This window comes from Larkinella ripae, from assembly GCF_054780775.1.
Genome location: NZ_BAAGVR010000022.1, coordinates 16,523 through 39,154 on the forward strand (window position 1 = coordinate 16,523; position 22,632 = coordinate 39,154).

Annotated in this window: 19 protein-coding genes; 8 read left to right on the top strand and 11 right to left on the bottom strand. The window is 56.2% G+C overall.

Translation table 11 applies throughout. The features are described 5' to 3' along the window. Positions 1 to 93: 93 nt before the first annotated feature. Both ACYVHX_RS12910 and ACYVHX_RS12915 read left to right on the top strand, forming a co-directional pair. Positions 94 to 2,508 carry a TonB-dependent receptor gene (locus tag ACYVHX_RS12910; RefSeq protein WP_460672061.1) on the top strand — a complete coding sequence of 805 codons (2,415 nt, stop codon included), beginning with the start codon at positions 94 to 96 and terminating at the stop codon, positions 2,506 to 2,508. 11 nt (positions 2,509 to 2,519) lie between these two features. Next, complete coding sequence (locus ACYVHX_RS12915; RefSeq protein WP_460672062.1) at positions 2,520 to 3,590, top strand: DUF4249 domain-containing protein; 1,071 nt, start codon at positions 2,520 to 2,522, stop codon at positions 3,588 to 3,590. An 11-nt stretch (positions 3,591 to 3,601) separates the two neighbouring features. Here the strand turns inward: ACYVHX_RS12915 and ACYVHX_RS12920 are convergent, their stop codons facing one another. From ACYVHX_RS12920 to ACYVHX_RS12935, 4 genes are all read right to left on the bottom strand, one after another. Beyond that, positions 3,602 to 4,831 carry a multidrug effflux MFS transporter gene (locus ACYVHX_RS12920; protein WP_460672063.1) on the bottom strand — a complete coding sequence of 410 codons (1,230 nt, stop codon included), beginning with the start codon at positions 4,829 to 4,831 and terminating at the stop codon, positions 3,602 to 3,604. A 280-nt stretch (positions 4,832 to 5,111) separates the two neighbouring features. Continuing rightward, positions 5,112 to 5,666: an alpha/beta fold hydrolase gene (locus ACYVHX_RS12925; RefSeq protein ID WP_460672064.1), complete on the bottom strand. Its 555-nt coding sequence runs from the start codon at positions 5,664 to 5,666 to the stop codon at positions 5,112 to 5,114. Positions 5,667 to 5,783: 117 nt separating this feature from the next. Continuing rightward, positions 5,784 to 7,148 (bottom strand): APC family permease, encoded by a 1,365-nt coding sequence (locus ACYVHX_RS12930; RefSeq protein ID WP_460672065.1) that lies wholly within the window; start codon positions 7,146 to 7,148, stop codon positions 5,784 to 5,786. A gap of 59 nt (positions 7,149 to 7,207) precedes the next feature. After that, positions 7,208 to 8,116: a LysR family transcriptional regulator gene (locus ACYVHX_RS12935; RefSeq protein ID WP_460672066.1), complete on the bottom strand. Its 909-nt coding sequence runs from the start codon at positions 8,114 to 8,116 to the stop codon at positions 7,208 to 7,210. A 92-nt stretch (positions 8,117 to 8,208) separates the two neighbouring features. Here ACYVHX_RS12935 and ACYVHX_RS12940 point away from each other — a divergent pair, with 92 nt between their 5' ends. Then, on the top strand, positions 8,209 to 8,616 hold the full coding sequence (locus ACYVHX_RS12940) for a hypothetical protein (RefSeq protein WP_460672067.1): 408 nt from the start codon (positions 8,209 to 8,211) through the stop codon (positions 8,614 to 8,616). 132 nt (positions 8,617 to 8,748) lie between these two features. On the opposite strand, the gene ACYVHX_RS12945 is transcribed toward ACYVHX_RS12940, so the two are convergent. Both ACYVHX_RS12945 and ACYVHX_RS12950 read right to left on the bottom strand, forming a co-directional pair. Next, positions 8,749 to 9,630 (bottom strand): hydroxypyruvate isomerase family protein, encoded by an 882-nt coding sequence (locus tag ACYVHX_RS12945; protein WP_460672068.1) that lies wholly within the window; start codon positions 9,628 to 9,630, stop codon positions 8,749 to 8,751. Between the two features lie 100 nt (positions 9,631 to 9,730). Next, positions 9,731 to 10,450: a 3-keto-disaccharide hydrolase gene (locus tag ACYVHX_RS12950; protein ID WP_460672069.1), complete on the bottom strand. Its 720-nt coding sequence runs from the start codon at positions 10,448 to 10,450 to the stop codon at positions 9,731 to 9,733. Positions 10,451 to 10,623: 173 nt separating this feature from the next. Here ACYVHX_RS12950 and ACYVHX_RS12955 point away from each other — a divergent pair, with 173 nt between their 5' ends. From ACYVHX_RS12955 to ACYVHX_RS12965, 3 genes are read left to right on the top strand one after another with little or no spacing between them, the layout of a single operon-like run. Then, on the top strand, positions 10,624 to 11,178 hold the full coding sequence (locus ACYVHX_RS12955) for a GNAT family N-acetyltransferase (RefSeq protein WP_460672070.1): 555 nt from the start codon (positions 10,624 to 10,626) through the stop codon (positions 11,176 to 11,178). Then, positions 11,175 to 12,107, top strand: coding sequence for a hypothetical protein (locus ACYVHX_RS12960; protein WP_460672071.1), 933 nt, complete (start codon positions 11,175 to 11,177; stop codon positions 12,105 to 12,107). The genes ACYVHX_RS12955 and ACYVHX_RS12960 overlap by 4 nt, the downstream gene beginning before the upstream one ends. Further along, entirely contained in the window at positions 12,083 to 12,919 is an 837-nt protein-coding gene (locus ACYVHX_RS12965) for a hypothetical protein (RefSeq protein ID WP_460672072.1), read from the top strand. Before ACYVHX_RS12960 ends, ACYVHX_RS12965 begins: the two co-directional genes overlap by 25 nt. Before the next feature lie 82 nt (positions 12,920 to 13,001). On the opposite strand, the gene ACYVHX_RS12970 is transcribed toward ACYVHX_RS12965, so the two are convergent. Beyond that, positions 13,002 to 13,502, bottom strand: coding sequence for a hypothetical protein (locus tag ACYVHX_RS12970; protein WP_460672073.1), 501 nt, complete (start codon positions 13,500 to 13,502; stop codon positions 13,002 to 13,004). Positions 13,503 to 13,763: 261 nt separating this feature from the next. After that, positions 13,764 to 14,537: an SDR family oxidoreductase gene (locus ACYVHX_RS12975; RefSeq protein ID WP_460672074.1), complete on the bottom strand. Its 774-nt coding sequence runs from the start codon at positions 14,535 to 14,537 to the stop codon at positions 13,764 to 13,766. Between the two features lie 208 nt (positions 14,538 to 14,745). On the opposite strand from ACYVHX_RS12975, the gene ACYVHX_RS12980 reads away from it, so the two are divergent. Both ACYVHX_RS12980 and ACYVHX_RS12985 read left to right on the top strand, forming a co-directional pair. Further along, complete coding sequence (locus ACYVHX_RS12980; RefSeq protein ID WP_460672075.1) at positions 14,746 to 15,624, top strand: c-type cytochrome; 879 nt, start codon at positions 14,746 to 14,748, stop codon at positions 15,622 to 15,624. A 54-nt stretch (positions 15,625 to 15,678) separates the two neighbouring features. Next, complete coding sequence (locus tag ACYVHX_RS12985) at positions 15,679 to 16,971, top strand: hypothetical protein (RefSeq protein WP_460672076.1); 1,293 nt, start codon at positions 15,679 to 15,681, stop codon at positions 16,969 to 16,971. A gap of 98 nt (positions 16,972 to 17,069) precedes the next feature. Here the strand turns inward: ACYVHX_RS12985 and ACYVHX_RS12990 are convergent, their stop codons facing one another. The 3 genes from ACYVHX_RS12990 to ACYVHX_RS13000 form a co-directional block, all read right to left on the bottom strand. Next, positions 17,070 to 19,070 carry an FAD-dependent oxidoreductase gene (locus tag ACYVHX_RS12990; RefSeq protein ID WP_460672077.1) on the bottom strand — a complete coding sequence of 667 codons (2,001 nt, stop codon included), beginning with the start codon at positions 19,068 to 19,070 and terminating at the stop codon, positions 17,070 to 17,072. A gap of 92 nt (positions 19,071 to 19,162) precedes the next feature. After that, positions 19,163 to 20,923 (bottom strand): FAD-dependent oxidoreductase, encoded by a 1,761-nt coding sequence (locus tag ACYVHX_RS12995; protein ID WP_460672078.1) that lies wholly within the window; start codon positions 20,921 to 20,923, stop codon positions 19,163 to 19,165. A 19-nt stretch (positions 20,924 to 20,942) separates the two neighbouring features. Continuing rightward, the gene (locus tag ACYVHX_RS13000) at positions 20,943 to 22,607 is read right to left on the bottom strand and encodes a RagB/SusD family nutrient uptake outer membrane protein (RefSeq protein WP_460672079.1); all 1,665 of its coding nucleotides are present in this window, start codon (positions 22,605 to 22,607) and stop codon (positions 20,943 to 20,945) included. Positions 22,608 to 22,632: the final 25 nt, after the last annotated feature.

A 22,632-nucleotide genomic window follows, 5' to 3' on the forward strand; every position in this document is an offset into this window, starting at 1 on the left:
AATTGCCTTCGAAATACTTCAAAAAAATCGCATCATATTGCAAATCCATCCTTTATCGATACCTTGTAATACGATCTAAACCCTTGCTGCATAGTGATACGTCTACGCACGTTGGGACTGTCCCTGCTGCCCGGACTGTTCTTAGCTTTTCATTCGGTTTTGGCTTTTGCCCAATCCCCGCTTTCCCGCGTTATTTCCGGTTACGTGCGCGAAAAGGAAACCAGCAAGCCCGTTGGTGGCGCATCGGTTTTTATCACGGAAACCCGCCGGGGCACGACCACCGACCGCGACGGTTTCTACACGCTGACCGTTGCCGACGGTACCTACACCCTCCTGGTGACGCATTTGGGCTATCTGCGGGTGGAACAGAAAATAACCGTACCGCCCAATCACACGCTGAACAACATTGCGCTATCGCCCGACACGCAACTCCTGAACGAAGTAACCGTCAAAACCGAGTCGCCGGACCGCAACGTCAAGAAAGTGGAATTGGGCGTCACGCAGTTGCCCATCCAGAACATCCTTAAAATGCCCGCCCTCATGGGCGAAGTGGACGTCGTGCGGAGTCTGTTGCTCTTACCGGGGGTCGTGACCGTGGGCGAAGGGGCAACCGGCATCAATGTCCGGGGTGGCAGTGTCGATCAGAACCTGGTGCTGCTCGACGACGCTCCCATTTACAATTCCTCGCATTTGATGGGGTTCTTTTCGGTGTTCAACCCGGATGCCGTGCGCGATGTAACGCTGCAAAAAGGCAGTATGCCCGCCCGCTACGGGGGCCGAACATCGGCCGTCCTCGATGTTCGAACGAAAGAACCGGACCCTGAAAAAATCCGGCTCAGTGGCGGTATCGGCCTGATCTCCAACCGGCTGGGCGCCGAAGGCCCGATTGCCGGCCGCAAACTAACCTTTCTGGCCGATGCCCGGCTGGCGCTCAACGACTTTCTGTTCAAGCTGGGTCCGGGCGGTATCCGGGACGTTAAAGCCCGTTTTTACGATTTTACGGGCAAACTCAAATTTTTGCCGAACGAGCGCAACACGGTTTATCTGTCAGGATACGTCAGCGACGACCGGATGCTGCTGCCCTCGGATTCGCTGCTGGCGGTTGATGTGTCGGCTTCGCAAACCGGCTTTGATTACCAGACGGCTAACGGTTCGCTGAAATGGACGCACACGTTCAGCGACCGGCTGACCATGAACCTTTCCGCCGTTGTTTCGCGCTACCGCTCGGCCACCAGCGTTCCCGATTCCAGCAACCGGTTTCGGTTGCAGTCGGAACTCCTGTCCACCATTGGAAAAGCAGAAATCAACTACCAGTCCGGCCGCCACCAGGCATCAGTCGGCCTTCAGGCGACGCAGTACCGTTTACAACCCAACACCCTGACGCCCGGCCCGGTTTCGAATGTTCTGCCCGTGACCTTGCCCACCGAGCAGGGTCTGGAAGCCGGTTTTTACGCCGAAGATGCAATCACGTTCAGCGAGAAAGCGTCGCTCGTGGCGGGTATTCGCTACTCTCTGTTTCTTTTTCAGGGGCCAACGACCCGGCGCACGTATGCGCCCAACGGGCCGCGCCGTCCCGAAACGCTGATCGATCAGGAAGCCGTCGGTCGGGGTGCAGTGGCCCAACCGTACGGCGGTCTGGAACCCCGGCTGGCCCTGCGCTGGGCGCTGCGGACCGACCGTTCGCTGAAATTTGCGTACACCCGAACGCGCCAGTACTTGCAACTGGTGACGAATACCACGGCCGCCCTGCCCACCTCGCGCTGGAAACTGAGCGACAGCCACATCAAACCCCAGATCGCCGATCAGGTGACGGCGGGATACTTCCGGAATTTTCAAAATGACCTTTACGAGGTTTCGGCAGAACTTTATTACCGGCAAAGCCAGAATGCCATCGACTACCGCGACGGCGCGAAATTAGTACTCAATCCGACGCCCGAAACGGATCTGGTGCAGGGCCGGGGCCGGGCTTACGGGCTGGAGTTGATGGTCAAAAAAAGCCGGGGATTTTTAACGGGCTGGGTCAGTTATGCGTTCACGCGGACTTTCCTGCGGGTTGACAGCCCCTCCGCCAGCGAGCGGATCAACAACGGAAACTGGTATCCGGCGAACTTCGACAAACCGCATTCGGTGAATCTGCTGGCCATCTACCGGCCATCCCTGACGTTTACGTTTTCGGCCAATTACACCTACAGCACGGGCCGCCCCCTGACGGTGCCGTACGCGAAGGCCCGCGTCAATAACCTGATTACGCTGCCGGTTTACCTCGATCGCAACCAGCAACGCATTCCGGATTACCACCGGCTTGACCTCTCGCTGACCTGGGAGAAAAACCCGGCCCGGAAAAACCGCTACTGGTATAGCTGGACCTTTTCGGTCTATAACCTCTACGCCCGGAAAAATGCGTACTCGGTTTTCTACCGGTTTAGCAGTTATGCGCCCAGCGACGCCAACAAATTGTCAATTTTCGGCTCGGCCATACCGTCGCTGACGTATAATTTTAAGCTGTAACTCCCACCAGGATGAAACGTCTTCCCATTCTCTGTTCTTTCGTCCTTGCGGTGGTGCTTTGCCAGTGTATCACGCCGATCAATCCCGATACGCGGACCCTGCAACCGGCGCTGGTGGTGGACGGACTGGTGACCGACCAGCCCAGTCGGAGCCGGATTGCCCTCAGTCTGACGGCCGAATACACGGCGGTATCCTTAAATTATCTGGTCCAGAACGCCACGATTTCGGTCACGGATGAGACCAGCCAGCGAACGGTTTTCAGCGAAACCTCACCCGGTTATTACCAGCCCGACTCAAGCTGGCGGGGCACCGCTGGCCGGACGTATCAGCTTCACATCCAGCTTGCCGATGGCCGGACCTACCAATCCCGCACGGAATTGCTGCGTCCGATCGTGCCCATCGACTCCCTGCACGTCGAATATTCCCAGAAAGTAAAGTTCGGTACCGATGCGTACGACAAAGGCTTTGATGTTTACCTGGATCTGAAAGATCCGGCCACGCCCGACGATTACTACCGCTGGAGCTGGGTCCATTACGAACATCCGGTTTATTGCACAACCGTTAAAATTCCGGCCTGCGGAGGGTGTCAGAATTACCTGGAATACGGGGTCGCCTGCTGCGAACGGTGCTGGGATATCGTGCGCTACCAGAACCTGGTCAACATCGCCAGCGATAAAGCCGTCAACGGAAACCGCATTAGCCGGCGGCCCATTCTGCGGGCGCCGTTCACCAGCTACACGGTTTACTACGCGGAAATTGAGCAGCAGTCGCTGACCAAAGAAGCGTATGAGTACCTGTCCGCCCTGAACGATATGATTCAGAACAGCGGGGGTCTGTTCGATGCTGCGCCGGCGACCCTCGTGGGCAACCTGAGCCGCGTTGGGAATCCGGATGAACTGGTGCTGGGGTATTTCGGGGCTTCCGCCATGACCATTCGTCCGCTCTACGTTGACCGGACCCAATCGCCCACCTTCCCGGACGTGATTGTGAACCCTCCTCCCCTTCCGTCGCCCGCGGGTTGCACAGCCTGCGTTGAAAGTCCGTATCGCACCCAAAAACCGCCCAGGTGGTGGCGGTTTTAAACGGGGAATAATTAATGCATCAAGGCTGAATCGGCGTCCTGGTGAACTTCAACCGGCGCGACGATCCTTCGTTGCCCCGTCACCAGGACCAGGAGGGCCAGGGTTGCGGAACCGGCCATCCCGAGCACCATCGGAAGCGCCGAAGGTACTTCGAAAAGGCTGATGAAAATGGAAATCAGCGTGCCCATTCCCATTTGCAAGGCACCCATCAAAGCCGAAGCGCTGCCGGCATTCTTGACAAAGGGAGCCAGCGATAACGCTGCGGCATTCGGGTTGGTAAAGCCAATGCAGCTCAGAAACAGAAACAGAAAAACGATGGTAATCAGGAGCGTTAGTCCGCCACTCAGGGCTACCAATAAAAACGTGAGGGCAATAATCACCTGGCCCGTTAAGGCCACATTGACAATCTGCCGGCTCTGGTAGCGCCGAAGCAGGAGGGTGTTCACCTGACTGGATCCGATGAAGCCGACGGAAAGCAGGGCAAAAATCCATCCGTATACTTTTTCATCGGTATGAAACACTTCCATGAACAAAATGGGCGAGCCGGAAACGTAGGCAAACAGGCCCGAAAAGGCAATGGCGCTGGTGAAGGCGTAGGTGTAAAACTGCGGCTCCCGCAGTACTTTCCAGAAGTTCAGCAGAATCGGTCGGGGCTTCAGCGAGATCGACGGATCGGGTTTGTAAGTCGCCGGCAGCCAGAAAAATACGGCGATCAGAATGGCAATTCCCATTGCCATCAGAATGACAAAGACGGTTTGCCACCCGAAGGCCGCGGTAACGTAGCCCCCAACGGTTGGTGCAATCATCGGTGACGCGCCCACCACCAGCAACAACAGGGAGAACACCTTGGCATTGTCTTTCACCGGAAATAAATCCCGCACCATGGCAACCGAGGCCACCGCAGCCGCGCAACTCCCGATGGCCTGGATGACCCGCATAACGATCAGTCCGTCAATACTCGCCGTGAAAGCGCAGCCTGCCGATGCCAGAATGTAGACGGTTAGTCCGAAATACAACGGTTTTTTCCGTCCGAACCGGTCGAGCAAGGGACCGTAGAGCAGCTGTCCCACGGAAATGCCGATGAAAAAACCGGACAGGGAAAGCGATACGTTAGCCGCAGTGGTATGCAGATCCTTTGCAATGGCCGGAAAGCCCGGCAGATACATATCAATCGAAAACGGCCCCAACGCCGTTAAACTGCCTAAAATCAGAATCAGAAAGAAATACCTTTTTGGGGACATGGGAAATTAAGGAGATGAAAGCCCGGGCAAGCACTACCGACAGCGATAGCACCGCTGCCAGCCCGTCAGAAAGCCGACGGTTTCTATCCGTTTACGTCTGTCATCAATACACCAGTTAAGACTCAATAATTTCAGAAACGCCGGAGGAATGTTTAAAAACCGGAATTGTAAAAAAGAATCTTTGAGGAAGCTAATAAGTAGCAGAAAACCGACCCCTTTCCAGCGAAACCGGGTCGGCGGGTTTCGGGCCGCGATTAGCCCGGCAACGGCGCTTCGCTTTCTACAACGATTTGATATCCTTCGCCACCACCGTGAGGTCGTTGTCCAGCTGATGCCCTCCGCTGGCTAGCTCGCGGAAAGTCGCCCACGGAAGTTTCTGGCGGTAAATGCCCAGGTGTTCAAACGGCACCTCGTCATCATCTTTGCAGTGGTAAAGAAAAATGGGGACATCTTTGGGTAGCTGATCAGCAAAATTTTCCGGGAGCTTAAATCCTTCTTTCCACTTTTCCGCACCGCTCCAAAACGGGGTAGCAAGTAAAAAAAGGGCGGTAACCGTTTTCGGGACTTCGTTTTCGGCAACGTATTTCAACAGCATGGAAGCGCCCAGGGAATGTCCGACCACAATCAGGTCCTCCCTGACCCGCGCAATCTCGTCGCCAATCTGCTTCATCCTGCCTAAATCCGGAACGGACTCGCTGGGTAAGCGCGGATACTGAACCGCATACGCTGCTCCTAAAATCTCCTGCAACGAATCAACGAGGATTTGGTCGGCTTCGTGATCTTCCTGACTTCCTCCTCCTTGGATAAAGAGTACCTGCTGGCGGTTGTTGCTCATGGTTATCGGCTGGTTGTCGTGTGATACAAAGGTAAAGCAGACTCGTTTCCGGCACCATGGGCATTTGCGACAATAGGGCAGGTGGTTTGCGACGAATTGCCGGGCTCCCTGTGGGCATCAGGCGGACGGATCAGCCGCTTCAAACGGCCACTGTTTGCGGATGTTGGCCGTAATCAGAAACGCGATGATGCCCAGGGCGATGACCGTTAAACCGGATAACATGAACGTCCAGCCGGTTGAAATAAAAATGAATGTCCAGATGGCAATGACCAGCAAAACCGGAATCGGATAAAGTGGCATTCGGAACGGAAACGAGCCGGTTTGCTTCCGGCGGTGCAACACCAGCAGTCCGATGGCCTGACCGATGAACTGCACCACAATTCGCATCGCCAGAATGGCCGTAATCACGTCGGACAGGCGGAACAGCAGGCTAAAGCCAAAGCCCAAACCGCCCAGAAACAGGAGCGAAACGTAGGGAAACTGCCGGGTCGGGTGCAGTTTGGCGAAGACGCGGAAAAACTGGCCGTCGGCGGCTGCCGCGTACGGAACCCGCGAGTAACCCAGCAAAACCGCAAACAAGGACGAAAACGCCACGATCAGCACCATGAAGGTGGCGATGGAACCCGCCTGCGTACCGTACAACCGCTCAATAACCGCGCTGATGATGAACTCGCTGTGCTGCGCTTCCTGCCAGGGAATGACTTTCACCACGCTCCAGTTCATCGCCAGGTACAAACCCGCAATGCCGACCACCGAGATCAGCATGCTGATCGGAATGATGCGCGACGGATTCCGGATTTCCCCACCCAGATGGCAGACGTTGTAATAGCCCAGGTAGCAGTAAATGGTTTTCACGGACGCAATTCCCAGACCGGCGCCAAACAGTCCGGAAAGCGATTCGCCCGAGGGCAAGGCCAGCGAAACCGTCTGTTGTCCGCCCGTTAAACCGCCCCAGATGATCCAGCCCAGCGTGGCCAGCACGCACACCCACAGCAGAATGCTGATGCGGCCAATGGACTCAATTTTGCGGTACAACAGCAGCGTAATCAGGATCACCACGCCCCCCGAAACCGCCTTGCGCTGCCAGTCTTCCAGCGGAACCAGGTAGGATGCGTACTGCGCAAAACCGATGGCCCCCGACGCCACCACCAGCGGAGCCTGAATCATGGTTTGCCAGACATACAGAAACGACAGCAGCCTGCCCCAGCGTTTTTCGCCGTAGGCAATTTTCAGGAAATTATAACTCCCTCCGGCTTGTGGATAGGCCGCGCCCAGCTCCGACCAGACCAGCGCGTCGATCAGCGAAATAACCGCCCCCAGAATCCAGGCCCACAAAAAATGCGGCCCGCCCATGATCTGGATGACCAGCGGTAACACCACAAACGGCCCGATGCCGACCATGTCGATCATGTTCAGAGCCGTGGCCTGCAACAAGCCCAGCCGCCGGGGCAGCGGGGCCGAATCCAGAGAAGAAGATGCCATTCAGGTTGATTAAAAAACCGTAATTAAATCAAAAACCGGGGCCGGAAAACCGGCCGGTACTACTTGTCGCACGAAACCGCATAGCCGTCAAGCTCTTTCATGTACGACGCCAGCTTTTCAATGAACGCTTCGGTATACGGCGGTAATTGCTTGTTTTTCAGCGTAGCGGCATACCAGGTCCGCAGCATCCGCTGCCGGGTCAGCGCAACGGCCGCCAGCTCGCCGGATTTCAGGTAAGGCCGTACCACCCAGTTTGGCAAAACCGCCACGCCCATGCCGGCTTTCACCATTTCCAGAATGGCTTCCGTCAGCGTCATTTTATAGAGCCTCGGCGGGCGGCTGTTCTTGTACAGCATCTTGAAATTGGTGCTTTCCTCATCCGGAATGTTGTACATGATGTAATTCTGGTCCGCAAATTCGGCTATTTCCACCCAGCTGCGACCCGCCCAGGCGTGATCGGGCGCAATAACGACCACAAATTCGTCCTGAAAAAGCGGGGTGTACCGGAACTTCGGATTCGACGCATCTTCCAGAATGGCCACGTCAATTTTGTTGTCCAGCAGGTGGTTGGTCGGGTGATGCCGGCCGTCTATTTCGATTTTAATATCGACTTTCGGATACAGGTCCCGGTATTCGCGCAGAAAACCCGAGAGCCAGTGGTAGGAGGTGTAACACTCGGTGCAAAGCCGCACCTGCCCGGCGTCTTTTTCGGTCAGGCATTTCACCCGGGCTTTGGTTTCGGCCACTTCCTTCAGGATTTTCTCGGCGGCTTCCAGCACCACCGCACCGGCATCCGTCAGCAGCATCTGCTTTTTGTCCCGAATAAAGAGCTGCGTATTGAAAAACCCTTCAATTTCCTTCAGCTGGTGGCTCAGCGCCGATTGCGTCAGGTACAGTCGGTCGGCCGCTTTGGTCAGATTCCCGCAGGCTGCCACCTCCCGAACCATTTGAAGATGCCGGATTTCCATGATGAACAAAATTCATGATTTCGACAAAAATAATTCGTTTTGTTCATATTCCCAAACGCTGCACCTTTGTCCCGAAACGAAACAACACCCTCATGAAAACGATCACCCAACAAGTACTAATGACCCTGTTTTTTGGCTTGCTCATCCCCCTGTCCAAGGCCCAGTCCAGCCCGGCCGGTGACGAAAATTCGGACCGCAGTGCCTTTGAAATCAGCATGTTTCTGGGACAGCAGGAAAAAATCAACCTGATGCTGGCGGTCCGTCAGCCCAAACGGGTCACAATCCGGCTGAAAGACGCCCGCAATGCAGTTTTGTACCACGAGTCGCTGACCAGAACCCCGGCCAGCCACTGGCGCAAGTTTGATTTTGGAGGCATGAAAACCGGCACCTATTTTCTCGAGATCCGCAGTGGTCGGCAGGTGGTGGTGCGTCAGATCGAGGTCGGCGTACTGCCCGCAACGGACGTGCAGCGGTTTATTTCCTACGTTCCGGCAAAATAATCCATACCGAATCCCTGTAAAAAACCGGCCAAAACCGCTCCTGCCGGCTCTGCGATTAGCCGTAAAAAAAGGCTCCCCTGTACGCAGGGGAGCCTTTTTCGTTCCTGTACGGACCAAAATCCGTCGGTGTAGCTACACGTCACAAATCTGAATGCTTTCGCGCAGCGAAGTCAGCGGGTCGCGCTTGGGAATAAATTCCTGCGCCACGAAGCCTTTGAAACCGGTATCGACAATGGCCTGCATGATGGCCGGGTAGTAGAGTTCCTGCCCGTTGTCGATTTCGTTCCGGCCCGGATTGCCGCCCGTGTGGTAGTGGGAGAAATACTGGTGATCGCGCCGGATGGTCCGGATGATGTCGCCTTCCATGATCTGCATGTGGTAAATATCGTACAGCAGCTTGAATCGCTCCGAACCCACCGCTTTGCAGAGTTCGACGCCCCAGGCCGATTTATCGCACATGTAGTCTTTGTGATCGACTCTGCTGTTGAGCAGTTCCATCACCATCGTCACGCCGTGTTTTTCGGCGCTGCTCATGAGCTTTTTCAGGCCCACTGCGCAGTTTTCCAGCCCCTTCTGGTCGTCCATGCCCCGGCGGTTCCCCGAAAAACAGATCACCTGCGTCAGCCCGGCTTCCTTCAGTTTCGGAAAAATGGCTTCGTAGCTGGCCACCAGTTCGTCGTGAAATTTCGGGTCGTTGAAACCGTCGTTGATGCCTTTGCCGGCCCCCTGCGCCATCGAGCAGGTCAGGCCGTATTTTTTCACCACGGGCCACTCGTTCGGTCCCAGCAGGTCAATGCCGGTCAGACCAATTTCTTTGGCCGCTTTGGCAAAATCTTCCAGCGGAATTTTGCCGTAGCACCATTTGCAGGCCGAGTGATTAATGCGGCCTTTCAACGGGGGAAAGGCGGTTTTTTCGGTAGCTTCCATCTGGGCAGCGAGTGAGTCGATAACAGAAAAGGTCAGGGCGGTCCCGGCCAGTGTTTTAAGGGCCGAACGGCGGGAAGGAGATTTCATGAGGAAGAAAATAATGAATATTGAACACTGACTAACGAATATCGAAATAAAATTGGACTACTTCGATATTCGTTAGTCAGTGTTCACGATTCGACATTACCTATAATTCTTTGATCCGGATGTTCCGATACCATACTTTGTCGCCGTGGTCTTGCAGGGCGATGCGGCCGGTATCGTATTTGTTAAAGCCTTCCCAACCTTTGAATTTGCTTTCGCTCACCATCTTTTCCCATTCCGGACCGCTGGTTTTGTACTCCACCACTTTCTTGCCGTTCAGGTAATGCTGCACCGTTCCGTTGTTGACCACCAGCCGGACCTTGTTCCATTCGCCGGCCACTTTCTGGGCCGAGAAATCCGAAGGCGGCAGCAGATCGTAGAGCGAGCCGGAAGTGCGGTTTCCGTTTTTCCCCGCTTTTGCATCCGGATGGCGCTCGTTGTCAAGTACCTGCATTTCCGGCCCGGTATTGTACGAAGACCGGAATTTCGGATCTTCATGAACGCGGTAGATGATGCCGCTGTTGCCTTTTTCCGAAATCTTCCACTCCAGTTCCAGCTCGTAGTTGGTGTATTCCTGGTCGGTTACGAGGTCGCCCCCGCCCCGGCCGGCCAGGGTAATGGCTCCATCTTCAACCTGCCATTTGTCCGAAACCGGCTGCCCCTGTTTCAGGTAATTATGCCAGCCCGCCATCGACTTGCCATCGAACAGTTTCACCCATTTTCCCTTTTTGGGACCCGTTGCCTGGGACGGAACCAGGTTTAACACGTTGAGAACCAGAGCCAACAAGACCACGCGGGTCATTATGCTGAGCGAAATTTTCATAAAAATAGATTTGAGGTCAAATTTTTTGCTGTACACTTACAACAGAACAATATTAGAAAACCGGGGCGGTTGCACCAACTTTTTTGGTAAAAAGCTGCTACAAAATACGTTTTTAAAAAGATTGATAGAATTTTACACCCGAACAGCCCGAAACTCCCGCCAACTTTACGGTTATGAAGGTACCCATCGAAATTTCCTGCGGCACGGGCATCACCCTCGCCCCCCTGAAAACCGCCGACGCCGAACCCATCGCCCACCTGGCCAACAACCGCGCCCTCTGGCTCAACCTGCGCGACCGCATGCCGCATCCGTACACCCTGGCCGATGCGGTATGGTTCGTTGAAACGGCTCAGAAAGGGGATAGCGGACTGGTTTTTGGCGTTTATGTGGAGGGCGAATTTGCCGGGGTCGCGGGCGTGGTGATGCAAACGGATGTTCACCGGCTGTCGGGCGAAATCGGCTACTGGCTGGGCGAACCCTACTGGGGCCGGGGCATCGCCACCGCGGCCATCCGGCACCTGATCCAGTATACCTTCGCCAACACGGAACTGATCCGGCTTTTTGCGGGCATTTTTGCGCATAACAAACCGTCGATGCGGGTGCTGGAAAAGAACGGTTTCCGGCTGGACATCATTCAGCGGGCGGCCGTTTACAAAGACGGGAAGATTCTGGACGAATACCGCTACAGCCTGATTGACGAAGCGAAACTAGCCGCCCTGCTGCCATGACCATCGCCGAAAAAATCCTGCGACGCATCAACCGGCCGGACCTGCTGCACGTCCTGTCGGACGAACTGACGCCCTCGGAACTGAACTCGCTGCTGCTCGAAGTCTACGACCGCCAGACCCAACGCCTTTCGCCGGCGGGTCTGCTGCAACAGTACCAGAAAAACCGGTTCGTCAAACCGGCCGACGTCCCCGTGATGGGCTTGCGGGAACTGGAAAACCGGCTCTTGCAGATTTTTGAAACCTTTCAGTTTAAGCCCGTCGAACTGTCGCCGGTGGCTCCGCTGGGGTCGTGTTCAGTGGTGGCCACGGCCGATCAGAAAAAAATCCTGTCGGCCCTGCGCGGCACCGAAGTACTGGCCGACGCCACCAACGCCCTGGCGCTGCACGCGGCCGATCTGAAAAAAACCGGGCAGTGGAAACCGGACTCGCCCACCGACCAACTGCGGTTCAGCAGCATTCAGCGGCACCTGCGGACCCCGCAGGTGGCGGTTGCGGGCCACACGCAGCATTTCAAAATCGGCTGTCTGGTCTCGTCGGGACGCGACACGGGCGGTTTTCAATTTGAAAGTGACAGCCTGGCCGAACACCTGGCCGTGATGACCACCGTGTTGCGGGATACGCTGCAAATCAACACCCTGCGGTTCAAACTGATTCAGCGCGACCGCGACGGCCGGATGCTGGAGCGCGTCAGCGACCACCTCCGCCAGCTTCGGCCAGACCTCGTCATTGAAACAGAAACCCGGCCCGGCCGGGAAAACCAGTATTACCAGGGAATCCAGTACAAGGTTTTGATTACCGTTCAGAATCAGGACGTTGAAATTGGCGACGGCGGTTTTGTGGACTGGACGCAGCACCTACTGCAAAATAAAAAAGAACGGTTTCTGATCACCGGTCTGGGGGTCGAATGGCTGTTCCGGCTGGTGTCATGAACAAAGGGCGGGTGATTTACGAAAACGAAGCCGAACCGCATTTCCGGCTGGCGTATCCCAGTCCGGCCCTGGCGGTTTTTGTCGATTATTACTTCGAAATCAACCAACCGGCGACCTTAGCCAATCCACTGTATCTGAACGCCTTGCCCAGCCTGTCGAACCTGCTGACGATCAGTTTGCACGCCCAAAGCTGGCTTTCCATCAACCCCAAAAATGGCGCGATCAAAACCGTGCAGGGCTCCCGGTTTTTTGGCAACCTGACCGAGCTGCATACTTCGATTTACCCCGCCGGAATTCACGAATTTTACGTCAAATTTAAACCGGGTATTCTGGGTCGGCTGTTCCGGATTGCGGGTCAGGAAGTCGAAAATGCCAACGAGGAGCGGGCGGTTTTTCTGCGCCCGAACTCCCTGGAAGAACGGCTGCAAACCGCCCGCTCGTTTCGGGAACGGACCCAACTTATGGAGTCGTTTCTGGGGCAGCACTTCCGCCGTTTCGATCCGGATTACCGGTTTTGGCTGGTTCAGACGGCGCTGCGCCGGTTTGGTCAATTCGATCGGAACCAACCCATTCACCTGAACCGGATTAGCCGCGAACTGGGCGTTTCGTATCCGTCCTTACACCGGTATTTTACGGCGGCCCTGGGGTATTCGCCCAAGTATTGTCAGAAACTGATTCGGTTCAAAACCGCCCTGCAACGCTACCGGCAATTCGGCAGCCAGTATTCGTTTGAAGAAACCGGGTACGTCGATTTTTCGCATTTTGTGAAAGACAGCCGCCAGCTGACGCAGCGGCTGCCCTCGGAATTATAAGCCGTTTTTGACCCGGTAACCGGGCCAAAAAAAATGGCCTGTCGTTCCCGGCAGGCCATTTTCACTTTGGTTCAACTAACACTTACGACTTGTCTTTCTGCTCAGTATCTTCGCCATTGCCATACCCCATGTGATGCGGGTCGTAGCTTTCCGACGGATCGTCGCCTTCTTCCAGGTACGTGGCCCCCTTCCGCACAAACAGCGCTTCATCCGACGGATTATCGGGCAGTCCTTCGATGCTGCTCGGCAAACCGCTCTCGACACTGTCCGGTGCCGTAGCTGCGTCGTGCCGGTTTTCGGCGATTACGTTCGGGTCAACGTCCCATTCCTGGAACGATCCGTGGCTGTCGGGGCGGTTTTCGTGTTCGTGACTGCCCCGGAATGCTTCGGCGTTTCCAACCAGTTCGTTGGTCGTGTCGCTCTGATCGTTCGCCGTCACGCGCCCTTCCCCGGCTCCAACACCTTCACTCGGTTTTCCATAATCGGAGGTTCCGTGCTGGTAAGGATTGCTGGAATAATATTTATCATCCCGCGCCTGCGGGTCAAATGCTTCCTGATTATCGTTTTGCTCGTTCGGGTTCATGATGGTGAGGTTTGTTTTCCATTCATAACTCCAAATCCGGGCAAATGTTTACAGGTTTTCGGTATACGGTTTTCGGTTTTCAGTTTTCAGTTTACGGTTTTCAGTTTACGGTATCCGGTTTTCGTTATTCATTGTTCAATATTCAGTATTCGTTATTCAATATTCAGTATTCATTATTCAATTCACGGTTTTGATACGCAGAGAGCCACACCGCTCCGACGAAAACCGCATACCGAAAACCGCATACCGTACACCGAAAAATCACCTCCCCATCCAGCCGCCGTCGACGGTCAGAATGGTGCCCTGCACGTAGTTGGATGCCTGCGACGCCAGGTACACCACGGCGCCTTGCAAGTCGCCGGCTTCGCCCCAGCGCCCGGCCGGAATGCGCGCCAGAATAGCCGGGTTGCGGTCGGTATCGGCCCGCAGAGCCGCCGTGTTGTCGGTGGCAATGTAGCCCGGCGCAATGGCATTGACATTGATGCCTTTCGAGGCCCATTCGTTGGCCAGTGCCTTCGTCAGTGAGCCGATGGCCCCTTTGCTGGCGGCATAGCCCGGCACCGTCACACCGCCCTGAAACGTCAGCAGCGAAGCCGTAAAAATGATTTTTCGGTTGAAATCGACCTCCCGCGCCAGCATCTCCCGCCCGATCTCGCGGCTCAGGATAAACTGCGTGTTCAGGTTGATATCCATGATTTCGTCCCAGTATTCATCCGGGTGTTCGACGGCCGGTTTCCGGCGAATGTTGCCGGCGTTGTTGACCAGAATATCGATGGGCGGGCATTCGTCGCGGACGGTTTCCAGAAAGGTATACACGGCGGTGCGGTCCGTAAAATCGACGGGAAACGGGTAAAATCTGCGGCCCAGCGCGGTAATGGCCTGTTCCACTTCGCTGCCCGCTTCGAGGGTGGCCGACACGCCGATGACATCAGCGCCCGCTTCGGCCAGGGCAAGGGCCATAGCCTTCCCGATGCCACGTTTGGCCCCGGTGACGAGGGCGGTTTTGCCCTGCAAAGAAAAAAGATCGAGAATCATGAACGGATCAAAATGAGAGTTGCTCCGGAGTAAAGCGCCCGACGGGCGTTCCTCTACTGTCGTGCCGCCTGAATTGAAAACCGTTTCGCGTAGCTTATTATCCGTTTTGCGTAGGCACAAATCGCGCCCGAGAACGGATTTTTGTATCGGAATTCGGCGCGTCAGAAGCGACACCCGGTTTTCAACTCCAACAACAACTACAAAGAACATGCTACGCAAAATCTTAAAATGGACCGGCCTGGTGCTGGGTTCGCTTATGGCCCTGCTGCTGATCGGCTACCTGTTCATCGCCAGCAACATCAACCAGCGGGTTGAAAAACCGTACCGCTTCCCCAGCGAGTCGCTGGCCGTTCCGACCGACACGGCTGCGGTCCGGCGCGGGGAACACCTGACCGTCATCAAGGGCTGCGTCGACTGCCACGGTTCAAAAATGGAAGGCAAAATCATGGCCGACGATCCGGCCCTCGGCCGGCTGGTTTCGTCCAACCTGACCAGAGGAAAAGGCGGTTTGCCGGCCGATTACCAAACGGCCGACTGGCTGATGGCGATGCGCCACGGCGTTACCCGCGCCGGCCGGCCGCTGCTGTTCATGCCCTCGCACGAAACCACGCTGCTCTCTCAACAGGACCTGGGCGCGCTGATTACCTACTGCCAGCAGCTTCCGGCGGTCGATAACGAACTGCCCGCCAACGACCTGGGACCGGTTTCCAAAATCCTGACGTACCTCGACAAATTTCCGCTGCTGTCGGTGGAGAAAATTGACCACGAGCGTCCGATGATTGCCAAAGCCGACTCCACGGAAGGAATTGCGCAGGGCCAGTACCTGGCGATTTCGTGCAGCGGCTGCCACCGGCCTACCTTCAAAGGCGGGGAACCCATGGCACCCGGTTTTCCGCCCGTTCCCGACCTGACCAAAACCGGTAATCCCGGCAAATGGACGCAGCAGCAGTTTAGGACGGTGCTCCGGACGGGCAAGACGCCCGATGGCCGCCAGATCGACAACGACAATATGCCCTGGAAAATGACGGCGCAGTATACCGACCAGGAACTGGCTTCGCTCTACCAATTCTTCCACTCCCTCAATTAATTCATACCCACGGCCGGGCCGCGCAGGGGGGCCGGCCGTGGAGACGGAAATACCATGAAAATCGCACCGTATATCCTCATCGGTTTTGCCGTAATCAGTTCGCTGATTGGCTGCAAAACGGACCCGAACATTGACCCGCTTAAGCCGGCACCGCCCGCTCAGGAAACCGGCACGGGAACCGTTACCGAGGTGGGCCGGCCCCTGGCCGGTCTGGTCAGCAAAACGATTGGGCCGGAAGGCGGTCAGATTGCCTCCGCTGACGGAAAAGTGCAGCTGGTTATACCGGCGGGGGCCGTCGGCGAAGCAACGAACATCACGATTCAGCCGATCACCAACCACGCACCCAATGGAATCGGCCGGGCCTACCGGTTTTCGCCCGACGGTTTGCAGTTTAAAAAACCGGCCACGCTGACGTTTACCTACACCGACGAACTGGTTTCGGCCAACGACGCGGACGTACTGAAGGTGGCATACCAGGGCACGGACAAAATCTGGCACAACGTTTTGGGGGTGCAGGTCCATACCCAAACAAAGCAAATCAGCGTTCCCATGCCCCATTTTAGCGACTGGAGCGCCTACGAAATTGCCTACCTGGAAAGCTTCTTTTTTGTTTCTGGTGGACGAACGCAGACCGAATTCGTCCAGTACGGTGAAACCATGAGCCTGCAAATCTGGGAAGATTTCCTTGTAGACGATGCTATTCAGAAAGTGGCCGACGATAAATTTGGCGGACTAAAAGAGGTGAAATGGTCGCTGGTCGGTGCCGGTGAATTAACAAAATCGCAGTCGCCAAAAAATATTTTTTATGTAGCTCCCAAAACCGGGAAAGATCGGATTCGGGTGACGGTCAGCGCGGAAATTACGTTTCAGAAAAGCCCGAAGAAGCTCATTCTTGTTCAGGAAATTTTCGTCGGAAACAGTTACGTGGAAGTCAACTTTGATGGTAACCCCACCCGCGTCTACACCAACGTAAGTCTGGTTGCGGGCAGCGGTAGCGTCTGGGAAATCAGCGCCGGTGACCGCGAAGACGATTACCTGTCGTTCTCCATCGCCGGCAACAGCACCGGAACCTTTCCGTTTGGCAATCCGCTCAAAACCGCAACCGGCATCAGTTCCGGCCATTACAACCAGGGCGACTACGCCTACCGGACCCATTATGCCTGCGCTGGTGATCTTGAGCGCGGTATTCAGATCATGAACGGTTCGGTCGTTATTGAGGAGTATGTAAAAGGCAAACGGGTCCGTGGTACGTTTTCCGGTAGCCTGATGAAAGACGATCCGGCCGTCGATTGTCCGAACCACGCCGTGCCGATCAGCGGCAAATTTTTTCTGACGCCGGAGCCCTGAGCGCCCCAGTCAATCAAGCAATTTACTGAAAGTGTAGTGTTTATAGACCGAAAAGCGCACAGCCTTGCCGTGCGCTTTTTTTGTTCACCTAGTTCAACTTAAAACGCCGGCACGAACAAAACCGCATCGGCCACCGTCGGGCCGTCGGCCTGTTTGACCGCAATTGCCACCGATGCGGTTTTTCCTTTGGGCAGTTCGTATTCGCCCAGCGAAACCCACTCGCCGGTCGTTTGCCCAACGACCACAATCTCCGCCGGTTTGATGGGAATGGACTTGCTGGTTTTGCCGTCCGAAACCGTGATGTCCAGTTCGGACGTGCTTTTGGCGAGCCGCGGGAAGTAGGTGTAAATCCGGTATTTACCGCTCTTGAGCACCTCCGGCGTAAACCGCACCGACGCGGTTTCCGGGCCGGCTCCATCGTAGACCAGGTACGACGGCCCGTACCCGCCCTTCGTCTTGTTCTCCAGCCGCCACGAACCGGTGGCTGCCGTCCGGGTTTTGTCTTCGTTATCGACCAGAATTTCGGGGGTGCTGCCGTCGGCCAGCGGGTCGGTTTTCAGTTGCTGCTGGAGTTTGGCGACATCGATTTTCTGCACACTGGTTTTCGCGTCGATGGCCATGGCAGCCGCCAGAGCCGTCGATTGGCCCAGCACCATAAAAACCGGCTCCATCCGAATCGACCCGTAGGCGATGTGGGAGGCCGATAAACAAACCGGCACCAGCAGATTCCGGCACTCGGTTTCTTTCGGAATCAGGGCGCGGTACGAAATCGGATACGGCCCAAAACCGCCCACTTCCACGTTGCCCTCGTTTTTTGCCATTTTCTGGCCGTTTTTCTCGATCACAATCCGCTGGATGTTGTGCGAATCCATCGTGTAAGCGGCCATGCCTACGCCATCGGTGACCACTTCCTTTCCCTGGCAGTTGGCCTGCGTCATCACGTACGCGCCGATCATCCGGCGCGCTTCCCGGACGTACAGTTGCGGTGACCAGTTTCCGGTATCCGTATACTCGTCTTTCGGATAGCCCCACTTCAGCATCTGTTCCCGCAGCTCCTGCGGCACCCGCGAATCGTGGCCGAAGAAATACAGCAGGCTCTTGGTGTACAGCTCGTGATCGCGGATGATCTGCGCCCGCTTCTCGTAGCTGCCGTCCGGGTACTCGTAATTCATGCCGATCATGTCGGTCGAAAAGCCGTTGCGGTTGTTGATATCGGTTTTTTTGTTGGGCATACCGCTCCAGATGAAATAATCGTTGAGCGTGCGCCGGTTCGGCTGCGCGGCAATCAGCCGGGCCAGCAGTTCGAATCTGGTGGAATCATAGCCCGCCGGACGCGTGATCGGCACCTGATTGGCCGGATCGGACGACAGACAGATGCGGTAATTATAGGCCTGGGCCTTGCCGTCGCCGGTTCCGTTGGGTTCCAGTTTCGCCGGACTAACCCCCCACACCAGTCCGGATTCCGGCTGGCCCGGCGTTTTGTAGGGATCAATGCCGTCGGGGAGCTGGTGGCCGGTCATCAATTGCACCCCGCTGATGGTTTCGTTGTACTTCGCATTCGCTTCCCGGCCCACAAAGTAGGAAACCCCGGCTTTGGCCATCAAATCGCCTTCGTACGAACAATCGATGAACATTTTGGCCCGCACCGTCCGTTTCGCCGACGGGTTTCCGGAATTTTCCAGCGTGATTTCCTGAATCTGCCCGCCGGTTTTCTTGACACCCGCCAGCCGGTGCGACAGCAGCACGTCGACTTTGCCGCGCCGGACGTAGTCGTTGAAGAGGTTTTCGGCGACGTGCGGCTCAAAAATCCACTGCTCAAACTTGCCGTAATGCTGGCCGATGCGCCGGTAGTAATCGCGGGCGATGCCGGTGATGGCGTATTTGTTGCCGATGTCGGTCAGGCCCAAGCCGCCGGAGGTCATGCCGCCGAGGTGTTTGCCGGGTTCGATCAGCAGGACGGTTCTTCCCGCTTTCCGGGCAGTGTAGGCCGCAATGACGCCCCCGGACGTGCCGCCGTAGACGCAGATATCGACCTGCTGCTGGGCAATGGCGGAGGTCAAAAGGAGTAGATTGAGACAGATTGTGAGGATGGATCGCATGGTTTAGCCGATTATTATTTCGCGGAGTTACGCAGAGGCTCCGCCTAACGGTGTTTCCCTCCGCTCAACTCTGCAAAACAACTTTTTTAAACTTATTTTTCTTGTAAAGCCGCCAGTTGGTTCGCTTCAAAATCGGGATCGGAAACCGCCAGGCCTTTGCTATACACCAGAATGGCTTTTTGCTGCAAGAGCGATTTTTGCAGGTCCGGCACCGACAGTTCGTGCACCGACTGGGTTTTCTGCACACAGAGGGCCGCAGCCGTTCCGGCCGCCTGGCCGAGCGCCATCCAGCAGGGCTCCATCCGCAGCGTCGAAAAACCGATGTGCGTGGCCGAAGCCGGAACCGGCGCCAGCAGATTTTCCAGCGGAGAATCCGGCACGATCACCCGAAACGGAACCGTGTAGACCGCCGACGGGTAGCTGATAAAACCGTCGAGGTGAATCCGGCCCGTTTCCCGCTTCCGAACGGCGTGCGAATCGAGCGCGTAATGGCTGGCCGTGATGCTGTCGGTGTGGAGCGGAGGTCGCCCGCCCGGTTTGACGGGTTGCGCATCCTGCGCCTTGAAAATGTATTTGCCTTTCATCCGACGACCTTCCCGTACGTACAGCTGGCGCGGAAAATTCCCGTTGTCGGTGTATTCGTCTTTGGCCCAGCCCCAGGCCGCGCATTCTTTCCGGAACCAGTCGGGCAGTTCGGGGTCGTTCTGGGCAAAATAAAACAAGCCTTCCGTGTACTCCCGCAGCCGAACGGCGAAGCGGTCGCGCCATTCCCAGCCGGAGGTCGGGTAGGGCCAGTTTTCTTCCGGCAAATCGGTGGAAAGAAAGGCGTGGTGCTGGTTGTTGCCGTCGTTCTTGCCGTTGGGCAGCTTCACCATGTTCGTCAGCCAGGCAATGCCTTTCGGCGTTAAGGGCAGGTCGGGCGGTAACCCGGCTTTGATCCGGCGCTCGTTTTCGGCCTTCTGGGTATCCGTGAGTCTGGACATGGCGACGCCGGTATACTGCCCGGTTTTCACGTCGTTGATCAGCGAGACGTATTCCGCGCGGTTGTAGCGAGCCGGTTTCTGGATTTTAACCCGGATTTTCGGATCATTCGTCAGGCAAAGGCGGTAATTGTACGACTGCACGGCGTTGTCGCCCTGAAAGGTCGAACCCTCGCCTTCCGGTCCGGCCCAGTATTTATACACCCGCCCGGCACCCACTTCGTTGTAGTCCGACTTGCCCTCGCGGCCCAGGAAAAACGGGACGCCCGCAGCCGCGATCAGGTCGCCTTCGTAGGTGGCATCGATGAAAAACCGCCCCTGGTAAGTCTCGGTCTTTTTCGTCTTCCGGTCAGTGACCCGAATGCTCCGGATGCGGTTTTGCTGAATTGTCAGATTTTCGGGTTCAAAGTCGAACTGCCGCATCGTCAACACCGTCGCGTTCGGACTGTCTTTCAAGAAGCCATCAAAGATTTTGGCGGCTACCGACGGCTCGAAATGATACCCATTGGCACAGTCCTGCGCCTGCTGCGAATCAGCACCGTACTTCTCAACGTAGTAGGCCTTGATGCGCTGGACAAATTCCAGGAACAAACCGCCGGTCGCGCCCCGCGTGGCGATGTCGGTGGCACCCAGGCCGTTGGCGGGCAAGCCGCCGATGTGGGCCGTTCGTTCCAGAATCAGCGATTTTTTCCCCAGTCGGGAAGCGGCTACGGCGGCCATGATGCCACCGGGCGTTCCGCCGACAATGACCAGATCGTATTCGTTTTCGGCCAGCGGGGAGCCCGCACTGGCGTGGAGTTCGGCGAGTCCGGCGGTGAGGGCCAGACCACTCAGACCAGAAACTTTCAAAAAGTGGCGTCGGGTTGTAGGCATGGTTAGGAGGTTGCGGTTTTTAATAGCCGGGGTTCTGCACAAGCGCCTTGTTCGTTACGGTTTCGATGTACGGAATCGGCCACAGGTAATCCCGGCTGGGCTTGAAAATCCGGACTTCGACGACCCGCATGGCGGCCCGGTTGGGAACCGTGCTGTAATCCGGCGTTCCGTTGGCATCGATCACCGGTGCCGTAGCCAGCAGGCCATTCGGAATCCGGCCCAGGTAACTGCCATTCAGCAGCGTTTCCGCCAGTTTCCAGCGCCGAATGTCCATTAACCGAAAGCCTTCATTGGCCAGTTCATACTTCCGTTCCTTGCGAATAATGGACCGAAGTTCGGCCTGCGTTTTGCCGGTTTTGATGGCGGGCATATTGACCGTTGGCCGTTGGCGCACCGCATTGATGGCGTCATAGACCGACTGATCGATCTGATTGGCTTCAATTTTAGCTTCGGCGTAGGTCAGCAACACCTCGGCGTAGCGGATCAGAATGATGTTCAGCTCGGAGTTGCTGCGGTCGTCTTTGTCGGTCAGGTCGGTGTATTTCCGCCAGCAATAGCCCGTGTAGGTGGCAAACGCGTGGATGGCATCCTGGTTGTCGATGCGGGCGCCGGTGGTGTAATTGATGGTTTTGACGCTGTCCTTGTGGGTTTCGAACTTGAAGTTGAAATAGTTGGAACCCGGCACAGCGATCGTAAAATCCAGTCGCGGGTCGCGGTTTTTGAACGGATCTTTCGGGTTATACAGGGGCGATTTGTCAATCGACAAACCGTCGGTGCACTCATACGAATCGACCAGACTCTGCCCCGGCACTTTGTTGGAAGCGCCCTGGGCATTCCGCGACAGGAAGTTCTGCGGGGTGCTGTGCGACAGCGTTCCTTTCAGATACTGCAACGAGAAAAGAATCTCACTGGACGTTTGCCCCCGGTACGAAAACAGTTCGCCGAAATTGGGGTGCAGTTTGTTTACATTCAGGTCCATCACGGCTTTGGCCGCGGTGGCCGCCACCTCCCATTTTTCGTTGTACAGCGCCGTCCGGGCCTTGGCCGCCAAAGCTGCCTGCCGGGTGGCCCGGCCGGTGTTTCGGGCGTCGTAGCTGGTGGGCAGGGCCTTGGCGGCTTCGTCCAGTTCGTTCATGACGAAAGCGGCACTTTCTTCCCGGGTGCTCTTCGGAATCTGGGCGTCGGCCAGGCCCAGCATTTTGGTAACCAGCGGAACCCCACCGAACAATTCGATCAGGTAGCCGTACATGTAAGCGCGGATAAACCGGGCTTCGGCCTGATACCGGGCGTAGAGGGTAGCGTCCATTTTGCCCTCCAGCTTATTCATGTTATCCAGAATGAAGTTGCAGCGGCCGATGATCTTGTAGGACTCATTCCAGACCGTCCGCACAAACCCGTTGTTGCTGTCGTGGGCACCCTTGCCAATCTGCTGCCAGGCGCTGTTGTTGCGGTCCCAGTTGATGTCGGTGCAAACGTCGAGCAGCAATTGCGTCGGCATGCCGTCGCTGGGGTGAAAGTTCATGCCTTTGTAACAGCCATTGACGGCCAGTTCCAGTTCGCTGGCGTTGGCAAAGTAAGACTGGTCGGCCGGACCTTCCAGGGGATAGCGTTCCAGGTAATCCTCGCAGGAGGTGGTGCTCAGGAGCAGGAACGCGGATAAAAACCAGTAGTGTATCTTTTTCATTCGTTTGGTTCAGTTGAAAAATAAA

Coding starts and splice junctions, on each gene's coding strand:
- ACYVHX_RS12915 (WP_460672062.1), top strand. CDS start 2,520: ATGAAACGTCTTCCCATTCTCTGTTCTTTCGTCCTTGCGGTGGTGCTT.
- ACYVHX_RS12920 (WP_460672063.1), bottom strand. CDS start 4,831: ATGTCCCCAAAAAGGTATTTCTTTCTGATTCTGATTTTAGGCAGTTTA.
- ACYVHX_RS12925 (WP_460672064.1), bottom strand. CDS start 5,666: ATGAGCAACAACCGCCAGCAGGTACTCTTTATCCAAGGAGGAGGAAGT.
- ACYVHX_RS12930 (WP_460672065.1), bottom strand. CDS start 7,148: ATGGCATCTTCTTCTCTGGATTCGGCCCCGCTGCCCCGGCGGCTGGGC.
- ACYVHX_RS12935 (WP_460672066.1), bottom strand. CDS start 8,116: ATGGAAATCCGGCATCTTCAAATGGTTCGGGAGGTGGCAGCCTGCGGG.
- ACYVHX_RS12940 (WP_460672067.1), top strand. CDS start 8,209: ATGAAAACGATCACCCAACAAGTACTAATGACCCTGTTTTTTGGCTTG.
- ACYVHX_RS12945 (WP_460672068.1), bottom strand. CDS start 9,630: ATGAAATCTCCTTCCCGCCGTTCGGCCCTTAAAACACTGGCCGGGACC.
- ACYVHX_RS12950 (WP_460672069.1), bottom strand. CDS start 10,450: ATGAAAATTTCGCTCAGCATAATGACCCGCGTGGTCTTGTTGGCTCTG.
- ACYVHX_RS12955 (WP_460672070.1), top strand. CDS start 10,624: ATGAAGGTACCCATCGAAATTTCCTGCGGCACGGGCATCACCCTCGCC.
- ACYVHX_RS12960 (WP_460672071.1), top strand. CDS start 11,175: ATGACCATCGCCGAAAAAATCCTGCGACGCATCAACCGGCCGGACCTG.
- ACYVHX_RS12965 (WP_460672072.1), top strand. CDS start 12,083: ATGGCTGTTCCGGCTGGTGTCATGAACAAAGGGCGGGTGATTTACGAA.
- ACYVHX_RS12970 (WP_460672073.1), bottom strand. CDS start 13,502: ATGAACCCGAACGAGCAAAACGATAATCAGGAAGCATTTGACCCGCAG.
- ACYVHX_RS12975 (WP_460672074.1), bottom strand. CDS start 14,537: ATGATTCTCGATCTTTTTTCTTTGCAGGGCAAAACCGCCCTCGTCACC.
- ACYVHX_RS12980 (WP_460672075.1), top strand. CDS start 14,746: ATGCTACGCAAAATCTTAAAATGGACCGGCCTGGTGCTGGGTTCGCTT.
- ACYVHX_RS12985 (WP_460672076.1), top strand. CDS start 15,679: ATGAAAATCGCACCGTATATCCTCATCGGTTTTGCCGTAATCAGTTCG.
- ACYVHX_RS12990 (WP_460672077.1), bottom strand. CDS start 19,070: ATGCGATCCATCCTCACAATCTGTCTCAATCTACTCCTTTTGACCTCC.
- ACYVHX_RS12995 (WP_460672078.1), bottom strand. CDS start 20,923: ATGCCTACAACCCGACGCCACTTTTTGAAAGTTTCTGGTCTGAGTGGT.
- ACYVHX_RS13000 (WP_460672079.1), bottom strand. CDS start 22,607: ATGAAAAAGATACACTACTGGTTTTTATCCGCGTTCCTGCTCCTGAGC.